Source organism: Pectobacterium zantedeschiae (assembly GCF_004137795.1).
GTDB lineage: Bacteria > Pseudomonadota > Gammaproteobacteria > Enterobacterales > Enterobacteriaceae > Pectobacterium > Pectobacterium zantedeschiae.
Map to the genome: position 1 here is coordinate 1,382,699 of NZ_NWTM01000001.1, position 15,055 is coordinate 1,397,753.

The 15,055-nt window shown below is 47.2% G+C and carries 19 protein-coding genes; 8 read left to right on the plus strand and 11 right to left on the minus strand.

Translation table 11 applies throughout. The annotated features are described in order from the left end of the window. Positions 1-15 precede the first annotated feature (15 nt). From CLR69_RS06325 to CLR69_RS06365, 9 genes are all read right to left on the minus strand, one after another. Positions 16-900 (minus strand): HNH endonuclease, encoded by an 885-nt coding sequence (locus CLR69_RS06325; RefSeq protein WP_129711385.1) that lies wholly within the window; start codon positions 898-900, stop codon positions 16-18. Between the two features lie 250 nt (positions 901-1,150). Further along, positions 1,151-1,627: a class I SAM-dependent methyltransferase gene (locus tag CLR69_RS06330; RefSeq protein ID WP_129711386.1), complete on the minus strand. Its 477-nt coding sequence runs from the start codon at positions 1,625-1,627 to the stop codon at positions 1,151-1,153. Continuing rightward, on the minus strand, positions 1,624-2,094 hold the full coding sequence (locus CLR69_RS06335; protein ID WP_129711387.1) for a hypothetical protein: 471 nt from the start codon (positions 2,092-2,094) through the stop codon (positions 1,624-1,626). Before CLR69_RS06335 ends, CLR69_RS06330 begins: the two co-directional genes overlap by 4 nt. Beyond that, a complete protein-coding gene (locus tag CLR69_RS06340; protein WP_165504374.1) occupies positions 2,091-2,348 on the minus strand; it encodes a helix-turn-helix domain-containing protein in 258 nt (85 codons plus the stop codon). The genes CLR69_RS06335 and CLR69_RS06340 overlap by 4 nt, the downstream gene beginning before the upstream one ends. 33 nt (positions 2,349-2,381) lie before the next feature. Beyond that, the gene (locus CLR69_RS06345) at positions 2,382-2,927 is read right to left on the minus strand and encodes a replication protein P (RefSeq protein ID WP_422762865.1); all 546 of its coding nucleotides are present in this window, start codon (positions 2,925-2,927) and stop codon (positions 2,382-2,384) included. After that, entirely contained in the window at positions 2,836-3,825 is a 990-nt protein-coding gene (locus CLR69_RS06350) for a DnaT-like ssDNA-binding domain-containing protein (protein ID WP_129711389.1), read from the minus strand. Before CLR69_RS06350 ends, CLR69_RS06345 begins: the two co-directional genes overlap by 92 nt. Next, positions 3,825-4,451: a hypothetical protein gene (locus CLR69_RS06355; RefSeq protein ID WP_129711390.1), complete on the minus strand. Its 627-nt coding sequence runs from the start codon at positions 4,449-4,451 to the stop codon at positions 3,825-3,827. The genes CLR69_RS06350 and CLR69_RS06355 overlap by 1 nt, the downstream gene beginning before the upstream one ends. Positions 4,452-4,490: 39 nt before the next feature. Beyond that, positions 4,491-5,054 carry a toxin YdaT family protein gene (locus CLR69_RS06360; protein ID WP_129711391.1) on the minus strand — a complete coding sequence of 188 codons (564 nt, stop codon included), beginning with the start codon at positions 5,052-5,054 and terminating at the stop codon, positions 4,491-4,493. A 2-nt stretch (positions 5,055-5,056) separates the two neighbouring features. Beyond that, complete coding sequence (locus CLR69_RS06365; protein WP_129711392.1) at positions 5,057-5,287, minus strand: transcriptional regulator; 231 nt, start codon at positions 5,285-5,287, stop codon at positions 5,057-5,059. Positions 5,288-5,400: 113 nt separating this feature from the next. Here CLR69_RS06365 and CLR69_RS06370 point away from each other — a divergent pair, with 113 nt between their 5' ends. The 8 genes from CLR69_RS06370 (at position 5,401) to CLR69_RS06405 (ending at position 13,529) form a co-directional block, all read left to right on the plus strand. Further along, a complete protein-coding gene (locus tag CLR69_RS06370; protein ID WP_129711393.1) occupies positions 5,401-5,799 on the plus strand; it encodes a helix-turn-helix domain-containing protein in 399 nt (132 codons plus the stop codon). A gap of 259 nt (positions 5,800-6,058) precedes the next feature. After that, positions 6,059-6,976: a BstA C-terminal domain-containing protein gene (locus CLR69_RS06375; protein ID WP_165345950.1), complete on the plus strand. Its 918-nt coding sequence runs from the start codon at positions 6,059-6,061 to the stop codon at positions 6,974-6,976. Positions 6,977-7,068: 92 nt separating this feature from the next. After that, on the plus strand, positions 7,069-7,473 hold the full coding sequence (locus CLR69_RS06380; protein ID WP_129711394.1) for a hypothetical protein: 405 nt from the start codon (positions 7,069-7,071) through the stop codon (positions 7,471-7,473). A 423-nt stretch (positions 7,474-7,896) separates the two neighbouring features. After that, positions 7,897-8,085 carry a DUF1482 family protein gene (locus CLR69_RS06385; protein ID WP_129711395.1) on the plus strand — a complete coding sequence of 63 codons (189 nt, stop codon included), beginning with the start codon at positions 7,897-7,899 and terminating at the stop codon, positions 8,083-8,085. A gap of 209 nt (positions 8,086-8,294) precedes the next feature. Beyond that, on the plus strand, positions 8,295-11,072 hold the full coding sequence (locus CLR69_RS06390; protein ID WP_129711396.1) for a RecE family exodeoxyribonuclease: 2,778 nt from the start codon (positions 8,295-8,297) through the stop codon (positions 11,070-11,072). A gap of 10 nt (positions 11,073-11,082) precedes the next feature. After that, positions 11,083-12,129, plus strand: coding sequence for a RecT family recombinase (locus tag CLR69_RS06395; protein WP_129711397.1), 1,047 nt, complete (start codon positions 11,083-11,085; stop codon positions 12,127-12,129). A 76-nt stretch (positions 12,130-12,205) separates the two neighbouring features. Further along, positions 12,206-12,472 carry an excisionase gene (locus CLR69_RS06400; protein WP_129711398.1) on the plus strand — a complete coding sequence of 89 codons (267 nt, stop codon included), beginning with the start codon at positions 12,206-12,208 and terminating at the stop codon, positions 12,470-12,472. Then, positions 12,450-13,529 carry a tyrosine-type recombinase/integrase gene (locus CLR69_RS06405; RefSeq protein WP_129711399.1) on the plus strand — a complete coding sequence of 360 codons (1,080 nt, stop codon included), beginning with the start codon at positions 12,450-12,452 and terminating at the stop codon, positions 13,527-13,529. Before CLR69_RS06400 ends, CLR69_RS06405 begins: the two co-directional genes overlap by 23 nt. A gap of 316 nt (positions 13,530-13,845) precedes the next feature. On the opposite strand, the gene CLR69_RS06410 is transcribed toward CLR69_RS06405, so the two are convergent. Continuing rightward, complete coding sequence (locus tag CLR69_RS06410) at positions 13,846-14,202, minus strand: YebY family protein (protein WP_129711400.1); 357 nt, start codon at positions 14,200-14,202, stop codon at positions 13,846-13,848. A 281-nt stretch (positions 14,203-14,483) separates the two neighbouring features. Next, the gene (gene ftnA / locus CLR69_RS06415; protein WP_129704640.1) at positions 14,484-14,990 is read right to left on the minus strand and encodes a non-heme ferritin; all 507 of its coding nucleotides are present in this window, start codon (positions 14,988-14,990) and stop codon (positions 14,484-14,486) included. Between the last annotated feature and the right edge of the window lie 65 nt (positions 14,991-15,055).

A 15,055-nucleotide genomic window follows, 5' to 3' on the forward strand; every position in this document is an offset into this window, starting at 1 on the left:
TATATGAGTTTATATTTACTTAAAACCATATAACTTTCGGTGCATCTTAAGAAATTTTTTGTTCCCCTCTTTAATAAGGTCAATCCTCAATTCATTAGAAACACCTAATTTACACAAGATTTCATCACTGAGCGTGTCTTTTATTAAGACACTTCCATTATCGTTAAAGCTAATTAATCCTTTATCAAAAAGTCTGTCTAAGTTTGGGGATAAAAGGAGACCGTTAAATTTATTTATTTTATCTTCATTCTTACTTAAGCACCAAGGATATATATGTGATGCAATAAGTAGGTCCTTACGATCGACCCCTGTCACGGCACATTTCCCTTCCCAGAGTTCTAATAAATCCTTCCTATACTCACCCTGACCAATCCTTGCTTTAGCCAGGATTTTTCTTTCGTATTCTTTTTGGCTTACTTCACCAAGTAAAATATCTAATTTCAATTCATCTATTTTATCTATAAGATATAATCCAGCATATACAGATAAAGATGACATGTAGATTTGAGTACAAAGCCCGCGTTTATTAAAAACTTTAGGGTGGCAATAATCGTTATAAAGATCTATAAACTCCTCTTTAAACTCTCTGATATCGATTGGCAAAGTTAACTCTTCATAAGCAATATCAACTCTCCACCCCTCAACTTCCCAGGCTGCAAACTTTCTATTGTCGGGGCGGCCAGCAGTATACGAATCACTTGTCGCTCTTAATATTAAATTAACTTCCCAGTTTCGATAGCCAAAAATAACATCTCCGGATTTAATTTTTGACATGGACTCCCAACCAGCATTTTTAACCTCTTTGCCATTAGCGTTAGTAGCATACTTAGGGGCCCATAAGAAACCATACTCTTTAACTTCTTTAAAACTTGTGCCCAGATTAACCCAAAAAAAATTCATATAAAATCATCCTTTTTAATAAAGCCAATTTACAACCAAGTTATTGATTTTTAAGTCCAATTTAATAACTATTAGAGCAGAAATTTCAGCTAGAGATAATAGCTTATAAAAAACTTAAGAATACAGAAAGATATCACTTTTTATGGTTTAATTACCAGCCATAAAGAAACACCTTTCGGTGCTTCAAAATGATAATTAATGAGCAAGCATCATGGATTAGATAGCTTATGAATACCGTCAGGCCAAATACTTATGCAACACTGCTTTTTACAAAAATAATCCAATGGGTTTTGTCGCCCTTCCCTGTTCGCTGCGTGATAATCGGGCTCTCATTTGTCAGTGATAAAACCTGGCTGACAGGAATCTGTGTTTCGTTCCATTTGAAAATCAACACGCCATCAGGCCGCAGCACGCGGAACGCTTCGACAAATCCAGCACGCAAATCATCGCGCCATGTCTGCGGATTCAACACGCCGTATTTTTTGCGCATCCAACCCTCTGGCCCTGCGCGTTCTAAATGTGGAGGATCGAACACGACAACAGGGAAAATCTCGTCGGCGAACGGGAGCTGACGAAAGTCTGCGATGATGTCAGGAGAAATAACAAGGCTCCGGCCATCGCACAGCGTGTGCTGTTCGCTACGGTTATCCATGAACACTGCGCGGGGGTCGCTTTTGTCATGCCAGAACATGCGACTGCCACAGCACATATCTAAAATCTGCGTCATGCGTCACCGTCCTTGCGCTCTAACTGCGGAGCAGCAGCAATCATTGCTGCATCGATTTGTTCACGTAGCGATGTGGCGTGTATTTCTGCCCAGTCTTCCGAAACCGTTTGAGCGACAAACAGTGCGTGGCTTCCGTAAACGAGCGGTGTGCGCACCTCTACGTAATGCGAAATAAGCCAATCCATGCGGCACTTATCCGCCAGCTCAGCTGCTAACTGATTACGCAATTCCAGAATCTCGCCATTCAGCCGCACGAATGCGTTAACGACGCCGGACTGAACTGATTGATCGGGAGGGATATCCAGCGCATGGCGAATGCAGGCCATTTCGCGCGACATACTGGATTCTGCTGCCAACAGTAATTCAATGCGGTTTGCTACCTGGTTCAATAACGTGCCGTCTTGATCGGATACGGCCATTTCGCGGATGCGCTCAATCATCACCGCTGTAGACATTTCAGGTTTCATGCGCGTACTCCTGCCAGCAGTTGAGTAAAACGAGCCTGTGCGGGATGAACGCCAAAGCCCGGATGAATCTCACGGAACAAATGGAACCGGTATTTGCCCGGTGTGCCGACTGCGATTACTTGATTGTTTTCTCTAAGCGTTCCGAGTGCGGAGCTGGCCTCACGGCGGGTTATATCTAAACCTCGGGCAATCTCTGTCCGCGTTAATCCTTCGTTGCGGCGAACGTAGCGCAGCACGCGCTGCTGTGTTGTCATCTTAGTTTTCATTGGTCAAATCTCGATTGTTAGTTAATCAAACATTCCCGCAGCTTTGCGGCGTTTGAACTCCGCATATGCGAGTTCCGCAGGTGTCGGCCCACCTGGATGTTTTGGCGCGGCAAGCTGACGGCGAATCGGCGGAATACTCATCCCATGCGCCACGTGCTTAACCCACTTGTTCAGCAGCCGTTCTGCCAGCCGCTCCAGTTCTCCCGCCGTCATGCGTTTTTCTACGCCAGCACGCCGCATCTCGATGCAGATGTGATACAGAACCGGCTGACGCCACGGGAATTCTGTGCTGCTCGAATATCGATACGACTCGTTGCGCCAGCGCTTGTATTCCGCCATCACGTCATCGGTACTCAGTCCGAACGGGTTGGCTCCACACTCAGCAATCAGCGACACGAACTCAGCCAGATCTGGCGGCCATGAATTACCAGCAGCGCAGCGTTCTAGGCACCCCGCGCAAATCTGCTGCAATTGCTCAGGTGTCATGCCGCTGATAATTCCCACCCAAATCTCCGACGGCGCCGTCCCGTTCTTCACTGCCCAGCGATCTGTAAATATTTCCCCCATGACCTCCCATAGCTGCCATGCCATCTGGGTTGCCTGCACTTTCTCGCTCCCACTGCTCACGTGCTGCCCTGATGCGCTGAACGGCGCGTGGCGCGGTTGAATCCTGGTTAACTCCCTCATGATTACTCACCTCGTTTTTTTGTTTACCTGCCGAACTCCGCACCTGCTGGATGTGCCGAGCAAATTTCTGATCCCACTGGAGCTGGTGGAACGCTTTGCCCTCCGGCTGCCAGTACATGACAAAACCCGCTAACTCAGTTGGCTGGTAGTCCTCATCCAGAATTACCCCCGCCAGCGCAGCCCGTTGTCGAAAATCCAACGACGGTCTCCAGTCGGAAAACATCGGGAATTTACCGATCGGCTCATCGATACCTGGCAGGTATTCCGGTAGTCCGTTGTTCTCAGCAGGAAGTAAATTTTCCTCGCGCGTTATGTGTGGGGTTTTATCTTTTACTTCTTCTTCTAATTCTTCTTCTGGTAACTCTTTTTGAAACGCTGATGTAACCCTCTCTGCGTTACTATTTGCGTTACCGTTTGACGGTTTCTTGCGGTGTTCTGTAACTCGCCTATTGCTAAGTGTCCGTTTTTTAGAGGATTTCCCGTTGTGCCTTTCGAAGTTGGGAAACATCAGGGTGTTACCCTCAGTCTTGAGCCAGCCAACTTGAAGCAGTGCATCAGCGAAGCCGGGAAAAAAAGTAATGCGATCGATAGCGTTTTTTGTAACGCTCGTAGCGTTACCATTTGCGTTACCGTCTATCGTTTGTTGGTCAGCCCACGACCATAGGCGGATCAGTTTCCCCAGCACTGAATCAGGGTCGATGCTCAATATTTCGGCCAGTTGATAAATCTCCGGCTTGTCGGGCGTAATGACCTCAACCTTGATCCATTCGTAAGCCATTAAGCCCCCTCAATGCGCTTAAAGGTGATGGCCCAACACCACGGATTGGCATTCCAACTTTCAGCGCCGTAGATTGATCTCCAGAGAGACCTGAAGCTATCCTTTGCGAATGTGCATCCGCATCCATAACCTTGATTTTCATAATCACGATAGAAGCCGTGGTACGTGTCGCTATGCCTGCGAGCCACTCCTTCGGAGATAGCGTCCTCTTCACTGATGTAGTTCAACCGCTCCACGCGCACATCTGTGATTTCCAGCGTGATACGGCTGGCATGGCGCGGCATGTGGATTGATGGCACCCATTTGATCGGATAGTTTTTCCCGTTCGCTGTGAATCGGATGGCATCAGGATTGCTGGCGCGATACACGCGAAACTCACCGGTTCCGCCCAATGCATCACGGCGAACTTGAAGGCCAGAGGTCTCGCGCACCCATAGCCGATCGCCAACCTCTCCGTATGGGCAGCGATAAACCTTCTCGCTGGTATCCATCCACGGACCGCCACTCAGTCGAGCCAAGCCGTCTTCATCTGGCTGATGCCTGACAACCCGCCGCGTCTGCGTCTTGAGACCGTCAAGGGTGGCCCGAACCATCTCGCCGTTAAAAATTATCCCGCGCTCTTTCATCGCTGGGCTCCTTAGTAATGTTTATTGGTCAAAACTCGATTAAAAAATCCCGCTGAACATCGTCACGGTGCTGTCAAGAACTGCGGCCCAACGATCGGGCGGCGCGAGCTGAATCAGCGACATAACCCCTTCCCTTATCTTTTGCTCAAGTTCACGCAGCGGCTCACCCAGCAGTGCAGCCTGTTTTGCTTCTGAGCATTCACGCGACGCAGTGGCCACTAGTTCCGCTTTTGTTTTGCCCTTCTTCAATCCGTACTGGCGAGCTATCTCAATGGGCATAACGTCGGCGATCACTGGCGTGAGTTTCGCGATATATCCGGCATAGCGTTTGGAATTGAATGGGTTATCAAGCCAGCGAAAAAGATTCTGTTTGTTGTTGCGGGCTGAGTCGCCCAAGTGCAGTCCACGCCCACCACTGAGGTGCCATTCATCAACCACCAGCTGCGCGATCGTTTCCTGCGCTTTACCTGGTAGCGTTTTTTGCCACGCATACACAGCATCACGAACGGCAGCATGTGCCACCACCGCCTGCCGTGATTGATTTCGGGATTTCAATAACCCCGGACTGATGCAGATATCATCCTGATAAGTTTGGGTATGCATTGTTAGGCTTCCTTTTCCTTTGGTAGGCCATCAGTTGGGTTTGGGTGAAGGTCGGGCCGGAGCTCATGAGGGGTAATTTCCCATTGCATCAGGCGGCAAAAAGGGATTACCCGGACAGCAGGAACCTGCCCCTTAAGCCACTTAAAAACGGTCTGCTGACTTACGTTCAAGTGGCGTCCTATTTCCGACTGTGTATAGCGCTTGGATACAAGTTCTTTTATTTCTTTTTTCATATAGGTCCTCCGTTTATGAACATGGCAAAAATACAACTTAAAGGAGTTAATTACAACAACTTTAAGTTCACATCGATTGATACATCCTTTAGTTGTATTATTTAGGAATGAAAATGAAGACTATTGACATCACTACATACCGAATTAACCGGCTTCTAAAAGAAAAGAACTGGACCCAAAACGATCTCGCTAATCGTCTCGGTGTTACACAGCAAACCATTCAAAAGTGGGTTAAGGGTAAAAGTAGCCCGTCAATGGAAAACATAGATAAACTCACTGATATAACTGGACATCCTCCTTACTGGTTTATGCTTCCACCAGACGATGGGGATCAGGTTGTAACTCCAGACTCCATGAAGATAGGCACCATGCAACTTGACCTGCTTAAAACCTTCAATGCTTTCCCGGAAGAAGATCAACAGCAGATGCTGTCTGAAATGAAAGAGCGTAAAGAGAGCATGGATAAGACGGTTGCCCGGTGGATAGCGGCGCAGAAAAACCATCGCACCTGATGTAAATCAGGCAATTCAAGATGGCATATCGCGTATCAGCCAATAGTTAGCAGTTGAAGAACAAGCATGAGTTCAAGATTGCCGCTCCAGTTGAGAGCACTGGATGAGTGTGTGGAGAAGTACCTTAGGGGTAGATATAAGCCCTCGGACGACTGATTTTATAATTACACACAGCGCGAATCCGACGCTGAGCGGATAGCATAGTCTTATTCAGGGAATAAGGTGAGTTGAGCATCACCAAATTTTTATTGGAATTCATATGGATAAGAGTAATTCACTGCTTCCTGGGCAGCAGATAGAAATAGATGTATTTCCTGTAAAGGAAGTGGAGATAGAGGGTATTCAAATGGGGATACTCAATAATGGCTCCCCTTACCTTACAATGCGAGGGCTCTCTCGTTTATGCGGCGTCGATTCATCAGTAATTGCAAGGTTAACAACCGATTGGATTGAAGAGCGTCAAAAAACTCGCGGGCAAAAGATCGACCAAATATTACAAAAAAAAGGAGTCCGACTTACTCAACTATATTGGAATGTAACTGTCAATGGTGTTGAGGTTAGGGCTTACCCAGATTCTGTTTGCATGGCAATTCTGGAGTACTATGCTTTTGATGCAGGGCAAGTTGACAATACAACCGCCTTAAAAAACTTTAGAGCACTTGCAGAGAACACCCTTAGAAGATTCATTTTTTTAAGTGTTGGTATTGATCCTGAGAATCCTCAGCGTGGTGCATGGCAGTGCTTTCACGAGAGATTGCAGTTAAACGCTCAGGTACCTTTTGGGTATTTTTCGGTGTTCAGCGAGATGGCTGATCTAACCCTTAAGATGATTAATGGTGGTTTTAATTTCGGTCCAGCCTCCGTTCCTGATATCAGTGTTGGTCTTAGCTGGGGAAAGCACTGGGCTGGCACAAATCTTGATAATAAATACGGGAATAGAACCAAACACTCCCACACTTACCCAGATTGGTTCCCGCAACACAGAGCTGGTCCTATTGAGGCATGGGTTTATCCAGACGATGCCTTAGGTGAGTTTCGTCGTTGGATGCAGCAGTCTTACCTCCCAACAAAATTCCCAGCATATATAGCAGTTAAGGCAAAAGAAGGCGCTATACCTCAGGTCGATGCGGTCAAATTGCTTTCTCAAGTCAAAAAACCAGAACTTCCCAAAAAATAAGGTTTCACTCTATCCCGCTTCGGCGGGATTTTTTTGCCCTTCTTATGCTCGGTGATATTATGTAATCGTTCGTTACTTATGAGGGTAGATAATTGAAAAAAATAGCAATTATTAGCGCACTAATAGCTTCTTTAGCTTTAGTCGGATGTGCAACACAGCCCCCCCCATCACCAGCCCAGATATCTTCAGCCAGCTACGGCGAGTTACCCAATAATTACCAAGATTTGGTAAAGACTCATTTTTCAGCAACGCTTAAGGATCCGTACAGTGCGCAATACACCTTTTTGCCAACATTTAAAGGTTATGCGCAGGATGGCCCGTGGGCGCCTACGGGTGGAAGGGTAACCTATGGATATATAATACCTGTTCTTGTTAACGCAAAAAATAGCTATGGCGGCTATACGGGTAACCAAAAACATGTGTTCATTTTCTCAGACGGAGTGCTTTATGACACCACGCTGAACGAGGCATACGGCAGAGTAAAGCCTGTAAATTAATCTAATTTAGATGAAAACCAACCCGCATATGCGGGTTTTTTTGTGTCTTCCTCTCAATAAATACAACTTAAGGTTATTGACTTAATAACTTAAGGTTGTATTATCAATTTATCGAAACGCAGCAACGCTCCAACGCATAACCCGCTGAGCAATACCCCGAGTTACTCAGCGATGCGGAAGGGCTAAGTAGCCAGCCTGAGGCGAAAGAACATGACGGCAGTTGTTGAGATTTAAGTAATAGCGCAGCAGGTTTCAACGTTCCGCCAGCCGGGCGACAACGGCAGAAGCAGAGGTGTCGATGAATATTCGGCAGTTTCGCATGGCTCAGCGTCTGGCACAAAAGGCGAGAGCACAAAACAGCAGTAAAAAATGGGATGCAGCTAACCGCATCATGGCAAGGGCATTACTAGGAAGAGGAAATTGATGGAAACACTATTCGCGCTGGTTCTCGTCATCTGTACGACGACTGGCGAATGTCACGAGGCTGTGTTGGGTGTTTACGACACGCAGCAAGATTGCGTTGCTGATATGTATGACCAGCGCGTTAACGGCGAGTGCTTTCCGGTTGAGGGAATCATCAGGGCTGACGGCCAACAGCCAGCAACGAAGTAATCGAGTTCTGACCAATTGCTATTAGCTAGCGGATTGCTGGCACCAGGGAAAAGCTGCTCGCAGCTTGAAACGCAAAAACCCGCCGAAGCGGGTTAGTACGCCAACGCTCCGACCAAAGAACGTTGGAATCGAGTTTTGACCAATGACCACTACCCTTGGGCGCAATCAATGGCTCAGGGGATTCTACAACCCAAAGGAGTCCCAACGCAATGAACACCTATGCGTTTATCATCAAAGCTAAAGCAAAATCAGACAAAAAGAGTTTGTTCTGCTGGCTATCTGCTAAATCCGACTCACGTGCAGAACGTGAAATCATGAACATTCTGGAAGACGACGAAATCACAACTGGCCGCGGCGGTGATTATAACTTGCCGCTTCGTACTGACTGGTTCGTCGTTGATGACCTTCCTGAGGAAGGCGCTCTGGATGATAAATGGTGCGATCGCTACGAACTGAATGATGACGGTAAATCGTGGCGTCAAATTCCTAAATCTAAACCAACTTCTACCAACATTCAGGATGAGCACGCCGCTATTACAGGGCAAACCGCATCAACTCAATTAGCTGACACACCAGCAACTGACGGCACAATCACTATCGAGCAAGCCTCATTCGCTCAGCGTATTGGCGGCGGCTGGCTGTATACGTCATTCGTGGAGCTGTCTGTTATTCAGCAGCGTGAAATCAGCGCATTGCAGCACGACATGGAAGCTACCTATTTCCAAAATTTGTTGCTGGCGCTGAACAACGCTAAAGAACTGTTACAAGCACAGCATGTTTTCCCTGACACGCTATTCAGCCTGATTGATGCGATTAAGTCAGTGTGGGCGATGGACGGCAAAACCCCATCTGTAGGCGACATCGTTTCATTTTCGAAAGAATGGCTGAATGCACGCAATGAAGATTCTACACTGGAGCGATCAGGTCCATATCGTTCAGAGGTTACAACGAAGTGGGCGAAGAAATCTGGCGTGCCGCGCACTGAGTCGGGGGCTAATGCTGGTGATGGTAGCAACACTGACCGTGGTTATACCCACACTTTAGATACTCTTGATATCGAAATCGCGCTGTTCACGACACCATTTGATTTTGATATCTACAATATTCCCGGCCCTGTTTATCGCCGAGCCAAAGAGATTGTCGCAAACAAAGAGCAGCCATTTAAAACATGGAGCCAAACTTTGCGACCAATGCCGGGCATTCTGAGCGTGTTCAAAGCAGGGATCGGCGCTCTAATTCGCAAAGCGAATCAGGATGTGCCCCACTTCCCAGACAGTCTCCAGCGGTACATTAACTCAACGTTGACGGCTGAATATTACACGACGCCGACACCAGAACTGCTGACGCTGGCACGTCACGCCCCTGCCAATTCCGCTAAGCAAGAGAACACCGAAACAGACGAAGAATTAGGCACTCAACCTCAAGTTGAAAGCCTTGGTGACGGTAAGTTCTCTATTGAAGGGTTGATGAATAGCGCCCCCTCAAATGAGGGAGAAAAACCGGAAAATGATGGGGTGGGCAATGTGCAGATGGAAAAGGCTGGCAACCAATCGAGCGAAACTAATTCAGCGGTATCAGCGTCAGCGAATGATGATGGCTCTATTAAAGAGGCGAGAGCAGCTCTCGAATCAGCTGTAGATAAGTGGGTGAGTGAGGGTGCCGCCGCTGAGGAACCAGTAGGGCCGGTAGTCATAGACGAACCGCCCTACTTTGAGCCAGGTCGCTATGAAGGGGTGTCGAATAACGATTACCACGCGGCGAATGGCGTCAGCAGCACTCAGGTAAAAGATGCGCGGGTCAGCCTGATGTACTTCAACGCACGCCACGTAGCCAAGACTATCGCACGTGAGAACTCCAAAGTGCTGGACATGGGTAACTTGGTGCATGCGCTGGCGCTGCAACCAGAAAACCTGCTGGCTGAATTCAGTATTGAGCCGGTAATACCTGAGGGCGCATTTACTACGACAGCGACGATCCGCACGTTTATCGATGAGCATAACGCCAGCCTGCCAGCGCTGCTGTCTGCAGACGACATCAAAGCACTGCTGGAAGAGTACAACGCCACCCTGCCTGATCAGCTTCCACTCGGAACATCTGCGGAAGAAACTTACACGTCATACGAGCAAATGCCGGAGGAATTCCAACGCATCGATAACGGTACGAAGCATACTGCTGTCGCAATGAAAGCCTGCATCAAAGAGTACAACGCCACCCTGCCGCCGCAGGTTAAAACCAGCGGGAGCCGTGACGCGCTGCTCGAGCAACTGGCAATGATCAATCCTGACCAGGTGGCGCAGGAAGCGCAAAAACCACAACCGCTGAAAGTGTCCGGCACAAAGTCCGATCTGATTCAGTCCGTTAAATCGGTTAATCCAGATGCGGTATTCGCTGACGAACTGCTTGATGCATGGCGCGAGAATCCCGAAGACAAAATTTTGGTCACCCGCGCACAGCTGGCCACAGCCCAAGCAATTCAGAAAGCGTTGTTGAGCCACCCAACCGCAGGCAAGCTGCTGACTCACCCGAGCCGCGCCGTTGAGGTGAGTTATTTCGGATTTGACGACGAAACTGGGCTGGAAGTCCGTGTTCGTCCCGACCTTGAGATCGACCTTGACGGTGTACGCATCGGCTGTGATCTGAAAACAATAAGCATGTGGAACGTCAAGCAAGATGGTCTGCGCGCAAAACTTCACCGTGAAATCATAGACCGCGATTACCACCTGAGCGCGGCAATGTATAGCGAAACCGCGACGCTCGATCAGTTCTTCTGGATTTTCGTCAACAAAGACGAAAACTACCACTGGATCACCATAGTAGAGGCATCGGAAGAGCTTTTAGAATTGGGCATGCTGGAGTACCGAAAAACTATGCGTGCGATCGCTACGGGGTTTGATACTGGCGAGTGGCCAGCGCCAATCACTGATGATTACGCGGACGAACTAAACGATTTTGACCAGCGTCGTCTTGAAGCACTGCGTGTGGCATAAGGGGGAGATCATGGAAAATACCAGCATCGTAACGACCGAACAGCAAGCACCTAACGTGATGAACAATAGCATCCTCCTGATGAGAGCTGACATCATGGAACAGCTAATGAATATTGCCGATGTCATGTCAAAGGGCGTCGCGACAGTTCCTAAGCACCTGCAAGGAAAGTCGTCTGACTGCCTGGCAATTGTCATGCAAGCTGCACGTTGGGGCATGGACCCATATGCTGTGGGGCAAAAAACGCATTTAGTAAACGGTCAGCTTGGCTATGAGGCTCAGTTGGTTAACACGGTTATTACAAGCTCCAGCGCGGTACGCGGTCGATTCAAGTATGAATATGGTGGGGATTGGGAAAAGATCGTCGGAAAAAAGGACGGGCGCGACGAGTCAGGGCTGTTTATCCGTGTCGGCGCTATTTTACGTGGTGAGCAGGAAATTACATGGGGTGAACCAGTTTATCTGGCTGATATTACAACGCGTAATTCCCCGCTCTGGAAGACGGCACCTAAGCAACAGATAGCTTATCTTGCCGTTAAATACTGGGCGCGCCTGTACTGCTCAGAAGTGATCATGGGTGTGTATAGCCCTGATGAAATAGAGCATCGCACAGAGAAGGAAATCAACCCTACACCGCAGCGTGTCAACCTCAGCGATCTACACGCAGACGCGCCAGAAACAACAGTCAGCTCGCAGGAGTCCACCAGCAGTCTCGACTCTTTGGCAGATGATTTCCGTGATCAGATTGAACGGGCCGATGATGTTGATAAAACCAAGGCTATTCGTGCTGATATTGAAACTCAAAAATCAGCGCTGGGTACTGCGTTATTCACTGAGCTGAAAAACAAGGCGGTGAAACGCTATTACCTGGTTAATGCAAAAAACCAGATTGAGGCGGAGATTAACTCCCTGCCCCAGCCTGACGAACCCGATGCCGTGGAGAAATTTGCGGCGCTGGAAAAATCACTGGCTGCGGCAAAGCGTCACCTCGGCGACGAACTCCATGATCAGTTCGCTGTAACGCTGTGCGATATGAAGCCCGAGTATATAAATAGCTAAACCTATTGGGGAGGCTCAACCTCCCCCGCTAAAACTGATTCTGAGAAATCTAAATACATGACGTTATGAGGCGAATATGGGAAAACTCATCACGCTAAACGAATGGTGCGATCGTAATTATTCGGGTAACCAGCCAACAATCCAAACCCTACAGCGTTGGGCGCGAGCTGGGAAAATTTACCCAGCACCAGAAAAGCATGGTCGTGAATATCGAGTCAGCGAAGATGCTGTATTTATCAATCCAAAAGATTACAAACTGTCGCGACGGATAATTGCCGAAAGAAAAGGCTTTAATTCAGATTTAGTGAGGAGAATCATTAATGGCAAGGACGACAAGGTATGATGCCAATTTGCCGCGCAACCTCACGTATCGTAAGAAATACAAATCATTTTATTGGCGCAATCCATTAACAGGAAAAGAAATATCTCTGGGACAAATCGCTCGCAGGGATGCGATTAGCCAGGCTATAGAGGCAAATAGTTTTATTGAGCAGAATTTCTCCCCGATAGCTCTGATTGAAAAGTTAAAAGTGAAAAAAGAACTCACGGTGACCGAGTGGATTGAGCGTTACGATGTAATTATTAAGCGACGAGATCTGGCGGCTAATACCTACAAAATACGCTCTGGCCAGTTAGCTACAATCCGGCAATCTCTGGGGGGAAAAATACTAAAAGAGGTTACAACGAAAGATATTGCTGAGTTTTTGGAAATTTATTTGCAGCAAGAAAAGTTATCGATGGCCGCAGGCTTCCGATCTGTTTTATCTGATATTTTCCGCGAGGCTATTGTTGAAGGTCATGTGGAAAATAATCCAACACTACCCACACGAACCCCGCAACCGAAAGTACAACGAGAGAGGCTTGAACTAGAACAATATAAAGCAATTCGCATTGCTGCTGAAAAACAGGCTCTTTGGTTTCAATTATCGATGGACTTAGCGCTCGTTACTGGTCAGCGCAGGGAAGATGTTGCTGCAATTAAATTCAGCGATATTGTTGATGATCGGCTACTCGTCGAACAGGGGAAAACCGGAAACAAACTGGCGATCCCTCTCGACCTGACAATCGATGCTATAGGGTTGCGCTTATGCGATGTCATTGAGCAATGCCGTAATGCCAGCAATACAGATTACATGATTAGTGTCGGTATTAGAAAAAATAGCCCTAACGGAGCTGTGGAACTTAATGGGCTAACAAAGGGGTTTGTTAAAGCAAGAAAGGCATCGGGGATTGAATTAGATGAGAAGCCGCCGACGTTTCATGAAATAAGAAGTCTGGCTGGCAGATTGTATGAGAAAGAACGGGGAAAGGAGTTTGCACAGAAATTGCTGGGACATAAATCAGCAAAAATGACTGAGAAATATCTGGATACTCGCGGGAAGGAATATATCTACCTATAAAAGGCCGTATATCAAATTTCGTGGATTTTTCGTGTATTTTCGTGGATATTAAAAATAAAAGCATAAAAATCAACAACATAAAAAAAGACTGAATACGATTCCTGTATTCAGTCTAGGGAAATGGCCCTTGGGAGAGCCGTGCGCTAAAAGTTGGCATTTATACAAGCTGTACTAGCCCTGTAGATTTAAGCTTAGCCAACTCCCCCAGGTTTTCCAGCTTCAACCCACTCGTAATGATCACAAATGGAACAGATTTCACACTTTACCCTAACCATAAAGAAGCAAATAGTTAACATTAATAGGTAAATCAATCACTTCATGGTTTAACATCTGGCTGACACAGTTGCTCTGCACGCTCGATAAATGGCTGAAGGCTTTTTTTCTGACCAGGATGTTTAGGATCGTCCAGCCAGATAACGTCTATCGGCTGCGCACTTACCCGACCGGACTTCATCTGCTCAATAGCAACATCATTCAACGGATATTGCATCAGCGTACCGGTATGCAAGGCGTATAGCGCATTGCCAGGGCGACAAATCAGTTGAACCTCTTCACGCGTGAAAGCCCAGCGATCGCCATATTCAAGCCGACTGATATTTGCCAGTTTGGCGGCAGCAAAAGCGTTCGCAGAAAGTGAGGTAAGCACGATAGATAGCAAAAATTTATTCATCATGGTATTCCCGACATGCATATTCAAACAATGATGTGTGTGAGTTTTACAGCCTTATCCAAATAACAGGAAGACAGCATCAAACCTTATAAAACATAAGGTTGTATATCACGACTAACGCGATCATAGCGACAGAAGAAGATGAAGTCGAGCACGAAGCCAAGAATAAAACTTACGGCGAGGTGTAGGTAGAAAAGTCGTTCGAGAGAAGAAATGGCGGGATAAAGAGAACATTATCCCGCATTATTCAAATGCGTATTGGCCGACAGAGTTGTCGATTGCCGTTAGGCTGACGGTGTCGCCGCAGACATTTTTTTCAGGTCTTGATCGATGAAGAACAAACCGCCTTCGCTGGCATTAACCAATGCAAGCTTGTCCAGAATAGAGCGGAACAGTTTCTCTTCTTCATGCTGTTCAGCAACGTACCATTGCAGGAAGTTAAATGTAGAGTAATCCTGCAAGGCCATCGCAGCATGTGCCAGCTCATTAATTTTTGCTGTGATCAGCTGTTCGTGTTCATAGGTCAGCTTGAAGACATCAGCCAGTGAATCGAAATCAATCGGCGGAGCCGCAATAGCGCCTAATACAGGCAGGCTTCCCGTGTCATCCAGATAGTCAAACAGGCGCTGCATGTGTTGCATTTCTTCCTGAGAATGCGTCTTCAGAAAACTAGATGCACCTTCAAAACCTTTGTCACCGCACCATGCACTCATTTGCAAATACAAATTCGCAGAATAAAACTCCAGATTAAGTTGCTCGTTCAGCTTCTGAATCATTTCTTTTTTTAACATAGTAACTCCCTATTTTCCCGGCAGGTGAATTTATTTAGGGCATTATGCCTGAAAAAATAAAATAA

What these genes read in the sequence shown, in the direction of transcription:
- ftnA (WP_129704640.1), bottom strand. Translation starts at nt 14,990, where the DNA reads ATGTTAAAAAAAGAAATGATTCAGAAGCTGAACGAGCAACTTAATCTG.
- CLR69_RS06330 (WP_129711386.1), bottom strand. Translation starts at nt 1,627, where the DNA reads ATGACGCAGATTTTAGATATGTGCTGTGGCAGTCGCATGTTCTGGCAT.
- CLR69_RS06385 (WP_129711395.1), top strand. Translation starts at nt 7,897, where the DNA reads ATGGAAACACTATTCGCGCTGGTTCTCGTCATCTGTACGACGACTGGC.
- CLR69_RS06350 (WP_129711389.1), bottom strand. Translation starts at nt 3,825, where the DNA reads ATGGCTTACGAATGGATCAAGGTTGAGGTCATTACGCCCGACAAGCCG.
- CLR69_RS06325 (WP_129711385.1), bottom strand. Translation starts at nt 900, where the DNA reads ATGAATTTTTTTTGGGTTAATCTGGGCACAAGTTTTAAAGAAGTTAAA.
- CLR69_RS06395 (WP_129711397.1), top strand. Translation starts at nt 11,083, where the DNA reads ATGGAAAATACCAGCATCGTAACGACCGAACAGCAAGCACCTAACGTG.
- CLR69_RS06390 (WP_129711396.1), top strand. Translation starts at nt 8,295, where the DNA reads ATGAACACCTATGCGTTTATCATCAAAGCTAAAGCAAAATCAGACAAA.
- CLR69_RS06365 (WP_129711392.1), bottom strand. Translation starts at nt 5,287, where the DNA reads ATGAAAAAAGAAATAAAAGAACTTGTATCCAAGCGCTATACACAGTCG.
- CLR69_RS06400 (WP_129711398.1), top strand. Translation starts at nt 12,206, where the DNA reads ATGGGAAAACTCATCACGCTAAACGAATGGTGCGATCGTAATTATTCG.
- CLR69_RS06405 (WP_129711399.1), top strand. Translation starts at nt 12,450, where the DNA reads ATGGCAAGGACGACAAGGTATGATGCCAATTTGCCGCGCAACCTCACG.
- CLR69_RS06345 (WP_422762865.1), bottom strand. Translation starts at nt 2,927, where the DNA reads ATGGGGGAAATATTTACAGATCGCTGGGCAGTGAAGAACGGGACGGCG.
- CLR69_RS06355 (WP_129711390.1), bottom strand. Translation starts at nt 4,451, where the DNA reads ATGAAAGAGCGCGGGATAATTTTTAACGGCGAGATGGTTCGGGCCACC.
- CLR69_RS06340 (WP_165504374.1), bottom strand. Translation starts at nt 2,348, where the DNA reads ATGACAACACAGCAGCGCGTGCTGCGCTACGTTCGCCGCAACGAAGGA.
- CLR69_RS06410 (WP_129711400.1), bottom strand. Translation starts at nt 14,202, where the DNA reads ATGATGAATAAATTTTTGCTATCTATCGTGCTTACCTCACTTTCTGCG.
- CLR69_RS06375 (WP_165345950.1), top strand. Translation starts at nt 6,059, where the DNA reads ATGGATAAGAGTAATTCACTGCTTCCTGGGCAGCAGATAGAAATAGAT.
- CLR69_RS06370 (WP_129711393.1), top strand. Translation starts at nt 5,401, where the DNA reads ATGAAGACTATTGACATCACTACATACCGAATTAACCGGCTTCTAAAA.
- CLR69_RS06360 (WP_129711391.1), bottom strand. Translation starts at nt 5,054, where the DNA reads ATGCATACCCAAACTTATCAGGATGATATCTGCATCAGTCCGGGGTTA.
- CLR69_RS06335 (WP_129711387.1), bottom strand. Translation starts at nt 2,094, where the DNA reads ATGAAACCTGAAATGTCTACAGCGGTGATGATTGAGCGCATCCGCGAA.